The sequence below is a fragment of the Pseudomonas congelans genome (genome assembly GCF_900103225.1).
In the GTDB taxonomy this organism is placed as follows: Bacteria; Pseudomonadota; Gammaproteobacteria; order Pseudomonadales; family Pseudomonadaceae; genus Aquipseudomonas; species Aquipseudomonas congelans.
This window is the reverse complement of the sequence record NZ_FNJH01000023.1, coordinates 1-1,776: the sequence shown is the minus strand read 5'-3', so window position 1 is coordinate 1,776 and position 1,776 is coordinate 1. Positions and strand designations below refer to the sequence as shown.

General features: G+C 52.5%; 1 rRNA gene. It reads left to right on the top strand.

What is annotated here, in order from left to right:
- Positions 1-1,728: ribosomal RNA gene (locus BLR20_RS26315) — 23S ribosomal RNA — on the top strand; the annotation flags it as partial.
- Positions 1,729-1,776: the final 48 nt, after the last annotated feature.

Genomic DNA, 1,776 nt, shown 5'->3' with positions numbered 1-1,776 from the left:
TGATGATGCGGTAGAGGAGCGTTCTGTAAGCCTGTGAAGGTGAGTTGAGAAGCTTGCTGGAGGTATCAGAAGTGCGAATGCTGACATGAGTAACGACAATGGGTGTGAAAAACACCCACGCCGAAAGACCAAGGTTTCCTGCGCAACGTTAATCGACGCAGGGTTAGTCGGTCCCTAAGGCGAGGCTGAAAAGCGTAGTCGATGGAAAACAGGTTAATATTCCTGTACTTCTGGTTATTGCGATGGAGGGACGGAGAAGGCTAGGCCAGCCTGGCGTTGGTTGTCCAGGTTTAAGGTGGTAGGCTGAGATCTTAGGTAAATCCGGGATCTTAAGGCCGAGAGCTGATGACGAGTGTTCTTTTAGAACACGAAGTGGTTGATGCCATGCTTCCAAGAAAAGCTTCTAAGCTTCAGGTAACCAGGAACCGTACCCCAAACCGACACAGGTGGTTGGGTAGAGAATACCAAGGCGCTTGAGAGAACTCGGGTGAAGGAACTAGGCAAAATGGCACCGTAACTTCGGGAGAAGGTGCGCCGGTGGAGGTGAAGCATTTACTGCGTAAGCCCCTGCCGGTCGAAGATACCAGGCCGCTGCGACTGTTTATTAAAAACACAGCACTCTGCAAACACGAAAGTGGACGTATAGGGTGTGACGCCTGCCCGGTGCCGGAAGGTTAATTGATGGGGTTAGCGCAAGCGAAGCTCTTGATCGAAGCCCCGGTAAACGGCGGCCGTAACTATAACGGTCCTAAGGTAGCGAAATTCCTTGTCGGGTAAGTTCCGACCTGCACGAATGGCGTAACGATGGCGGCGCTGTCTCCACCCGAGACTCAGTGAAATTGAAATCGCTGTGAAGATGCAGTGTATCCGCGGCTAGACGGAAAGACCCCGTGAACCTTTACTATAGCTTTGCACTGGACTTTGAATTTGCTTGTGTAGGATAGGTGGGAGGCTTTGAAGCGTGGACGCCAGTCTGCGTGGAGCCAACCTTGAAATACCACCCTGGCAACTTTGAGGTTCTAACTCAGGTCCGTTATCCGGATCGAGGACAGTGTATGGTGGGTAGTTTGACTGGGGCGGTCTCCTCCTAAAGAGTAACGGAGGAGTACGAAGGTGCGCTCAGACCGGTCGGAAATCGGTCGTAGAGTATAAAGGCAAAAGCGCGCTTGACTGCGAGACAGACACGTCGAGCAGGTACGAAAGTAGGTCTTAGTGATCCGGTGGTTCTGTATGGAAGGGCCATCGCTCAACGGATAAAAGGTACTCCGGGGATAACAGGCTGATACCGCCCAAGAGTTCATATCGACGGCGGTGTTTGGCACCTCGATGTCGGCTCATCACATCCTGGGGCTGAAGCCGGTCCCAAGGGTATGGCTGTTCGCCATTTAAAGTGGTACGCGAGCTGGGTTTAGAACGTCGTGAGACAGTTCGGTCCCTATCTGCCGTGGACGTTTGAGATTTGAGAGGGGCTGCTCCTAGTACGAGAGGACCGGAGTGGACGAACCTCTGGTGTTCCGGTTGTCACGCCAGTGGCATTGCCGGGTAGCTATGTTCGGAAAAGATAACCGCTGAAAGCATCTAAGCGGGAAACTTGCCTCAAGATGAGATCTCACTGGAACCTTGAGTTCCCTAAAGGGCCGTCGAAGACTACGACGTTGATAGGTTGGGTGTGTAAGCGCTGTGAGGCGTTGAGCTAACCAATACTAATTGCCCGTGAGGCTTGACCATATAACACCCAAGCAATTTGCGTCGAATGACCAGATTGCGGTGACTGTG